The organism is Streptomyces katrae (genome assembly GCF_000966975.1).
In the GTDB taxonomy this organism is placed as follows: domain Bacteria; phylum Actinomycetota; class Actinomycetes; order Streptomycetales; family Streptomycetaceae; genus Streptomyces; species Streptomyces katrae.
On sequence record NZ_JZWV01001141.1, the window covers coordinates 1 to 3404 of the forward strand.

General features: G+C 72.3%; 5 protein-coding genes. All 5 read left to right on the top strand.

Annotation, left to right across the window (positions count from 1 at the left end):
• The coding region (locus VR44_RS33795; RefSeq protein WP_211275178.1) for an RlpA-like double-psi beta-barrel domain-containing protein at positions 1-342 on the top strand (342 nt) is incomplete at its 5' end.
• A 44-nt stretch (positions 343-386) separates the two neighbouring features.
• A complete protein-coding gene (locus tag VR44_RS33800) occupies positions 387-1727 on the top strand; it encodes a hypothetical protein (protein WP_045951460.1) in 1341 nt (446 codons plus the stop codon).
• A 126-nt stretch (positions 1728-1853) separates the two neighbouring features.
• On the top strand, positions 1854-2015 hold the full coding sequence (locus VR44_RS47855) for a hypothetical protein (RefSeq protein ID WP_245692727.1): 162 nt from the start codon (positions 1854-1856) through the stop codon (positions 2013-2015).
• 217 nt (positions 2016-2232) lie between these two features.
• Positions 2233-2430: a DUF932 domain-containing protein gene (locus VR44_RS47860; RefSeq protein ID WP_245692728.1), complete on the top strand. Its 198-nt coding sequence runs from the start codon at positions 2233-2235 to the stop codon at positions 2428-2430.
• 324 nt (positions 2431-2754) lie between these two features.
• On the top strand, positions 2755-3312 hold the full coding sequence (locus tag VR44_RS33810) for an SUKH-3 domain-containing protein (protein ID WP_045951462.1): 558 nt from the start codon (positions 2755-2757) through the stop codon (positions 3310-3312).
• Positions 3313-3404: the final 92 nt, after the last annotated feature.

Below are 3404 nucleotides of genomic sequence, written 5' to 3' on the forward strand. Positions count from 1 at the left end.
GACTTCGACCGCCACTGCTACTTCGCGACCGGCCGCCCACCGGTCGGCTCCCACGACAACCCCCTCGTGCCCTGGCAGTCCGTCGCCGCCAACCACCTCTCACCCGGTACCCGGATCCGCGTCACCGACTGCGGCCCGGGCGTGCCCGGCGAGACCTGCACGCGGGTGAAGGCCGCCCACTGGCGCGTCGACGACCTGTGCAGCATCGGCTGCGACACCGCCAGACACCTCGACCTCTACATCGGCGAGCAGACCCGTACCGCCGTCGAGGACGAGAAGTTCTACTTCATCACCAAAGCCGCCACCATCCGGGTCCAAGCGCCCGAAGCCCTGCGCCGATGACGCGGCCCGGCGGAGCGCCCGGCGGCGCCGCGTCTGATGCCGTCATGGCCGTTCCGCCGGCGCGGCCGGGCGCGAACGAACCGGCGGCGAAGGAGACGCGGACCCCACCCGCCCGTCGGCGCCTGGGCGCACTGGACGGCACCCGGGGTGCCGTCGTCGCCCTGCGCCTCTTCATCGGCAGCCAGGTCGCCGAGATCGCCGCCCCGGCCGTACTGCACGCGGACGGGTTCGGACTGACCCTCGCCGACCTGGTGTTCCCCGGGTTCCTGTTCATGATGGGCATGGCCGTGCCGGTGTCCATGTCCGCCCTCCTCCGCTCGCCGGCCGCAGGCGGCCCCGACACGGCGGCCAGAAGACCCCACCTGCTGCGCGTCGCACGCCGAGCCGTCCTGCTGTACGCCATCGGCATGTTCCTGGGCGCGTACCCCTTCCTCCCCGAGGAGCTGGAACACCTGCGTTTCGTCGGGGTGCTCCAACGCCTCGCCGCGGTCTACCTGATGGTCTCACTGCTGTACATCACGTGCGCCTGGTCGATGGCGCCTCCCAGCGGCCCCCCGGCCCTCCCAGGCAGGCCCCCGGCCCCCGCCTCCGTCCAGCCGCGTGCCATCCGCCTCCTGGCCAGGACACTGCTGCTGGGCGGGTTCCCGCTCGTATGCGTCACCGTCTGGACCGTAGCCACCTACACCTTCCACAACCCCTGGCCCGCCTGCGCCGATGCCTCCGCGCTGGCGCGGGACTGCTCGTTCCAGGCCTACGTCGACACGAACACCTGGGGCGCCGGGCACAACTTCGAGGGTCGCCCCTTCGACCCCGAAGGCATCGTCTCGACGCTGGTAGCCGTGGCCAACTGCTGGGCCGGGCTCGTCATCGGCATCGACGTCGTCCGGAACAAGCAGTGCTACGCGGCGCCCGACGGCGTCCGCAAGCGTGCCTCCCTGTTGATCGCTGTCGGCGCCACCTGCACCGGCGCCGGCCTCGTGCTGGGCATGGCCATCCCGATCGGCAAGCAACTGTGGACCCCCTCGTACGCCCTGGTGACCATCGGGCTCATGACCGCGGGCTTCGGCGTGGTCCTGGCGGCCTTCGACGGCGGGCTGTGGGCCGGGCACCGCATCAGGCCCGGCGGCGACACACTCGTGGCCCTCGGCCGCAACCCGCTGTTCTTCTACATCCTGTCCGAGCTCGTCGTCTGCACGCTGGATTACATCCCGGTCCACCACCACGGCCAGGAGTGGACGGCCTGGAGCGTGGGGGCCCAGGTTGTTCTTACCCCGTGGATACCGGCGTCGCTGGCGAGTGCGGTGTGGGCGGTGCTGTGGCTGTCCCTGTTCTACGTGCCGCTCGCGCGGCTCCTCGTGGCACGCGGCTGGTACATCCGCGTCTGACTCCCGGCGACGCGGAGCTTGCGGCGCACGGTCTCGGGAAGTGCGCGGCGGGCAGGCGGGCAGGCGGGCTGGGGCGCGTAACGTGGCGGCCGAGCAGGCAGCGGCTGGCTGGGCGGGATGCGCGCGATGCAAGACAGGCCGAGGCCGACGCGGGGCGGCGACGCGCGCGGTGGCGTCCTCGACTCCTCCCTCGCCGATCTGGCGGGCCGGTGCGGCCCGGCCGCCTTCGCGGCCGTGGTGGGGGCAGCGCGGGACACCTGGGGGATGCTTGCCCAGGCCGCCCGCTGAACTGTCCGGCCCCGAGTGTCCGGCATTCGGCCCCGCCCTGGTCGGACGGAACTGCCACGCTCGCAGCCCTGTTCCAGGGCAGCGACGTCGCCGTGCACCTGCGCGAAGCCTGCAAGACGGGCCGCATCAGGGAGGGCCGGCCGTGCGCCGTCGGGCAGGGGCTGAGCGCGGCCACCGGGAGACGGCCGGGGGCGAACCCCGCGATCACCGCCGCCGCTTGCCGCGGGCTCGCTGCGCGGCGGGCCGCCCGGTCTTCCTGACGGTGAAGCTGCCCCAGACGATGACGACCGGCCGCAGCGACAAGGTGGACCTCTACATCGCCGCGTTCAACTCGCACGACGGCTCCAGCACATTCCGGATCGTCGGTGCTGTCACGCATCACCCCTCCTGCTTCAGATCTGCGGCCGGAGTCTGAACGAACGTCCTGCGGACTCCAGCCGACAGAGGGTCTCAGAACAGGCTGGCCACCATGGGCGACTTGACCGCGGCGTTCAGGGGCCGGGGCGCATCGCCTCCCTCATCCCTCCGGCCGTGAGGCATGGACGCCGTCGGATCGACTTGCCACCCGTGCGCTGCAAGGCCGTGCCGGCGACGGTATCGGGTGTGGTCATCGTCTTGACCGGCACCAGACAGGGATCGCCGGCCTCGGTGATACTCGTGCGACGCGGCTGCAGCGCCGCGCTATTCCCCCGGCGACCACCCCATGGCGCGGGTCCCTGCAGATGACCGGAACCGGACGATGACCAACCTCCCAGAGCGACCGTCCCTCGATGCCAGGCCCCGCCATGAGGAATACCGTGCGGCGGCGCTGGCGGTCTTGCGTGAGGCGGGGTGGACTCCTGGCCGAAGCGCGGGGTTGGGCCCCAGGGCGGACATGGTGGAGCAGTACGGGCCGCCTCCGCCCGCGGCAAGGAAGTTCCTGGCCGAGTACGGCGGACTGCGTCTGGAGTTTGCCGATCCCCGGGACAGCTCCGGTGAGAGCCGCAGTGACATCGACATCCGCGGCGGCGCGGACATTCTGGGCTGGGTGGGCACCTGGAGCCAGGCGGCGGAGGAGCCCGTTTTCCCGGTGGGGGAGTTCGCGCGTCGTAATTGCGTCCTGCTGGTCGGTGACAGCGGCAGCCTGTACGGGGCCTTCGACGCAATCCTGGGCCGGCTGGGGGCGGACGCGCTGACCGGGCTGGGCCGGCTCGTACTCGACCGGAGCCCGCTGGAGCCCCGTCTGCCCGTCCCGCCGGAGGCCCTGTACCGCCCCGAGCGCCCGCCGGCCCGACTCCGTCGGCGCGAGCACCCCTGACGCATCTGGCCGGCGGCGCCTCCGGATGGTCACTCCTCGGCACGGCCGCTCTCAACGACACGCGGGCACCTGTTCGGGGGCGGGGCGGGGGC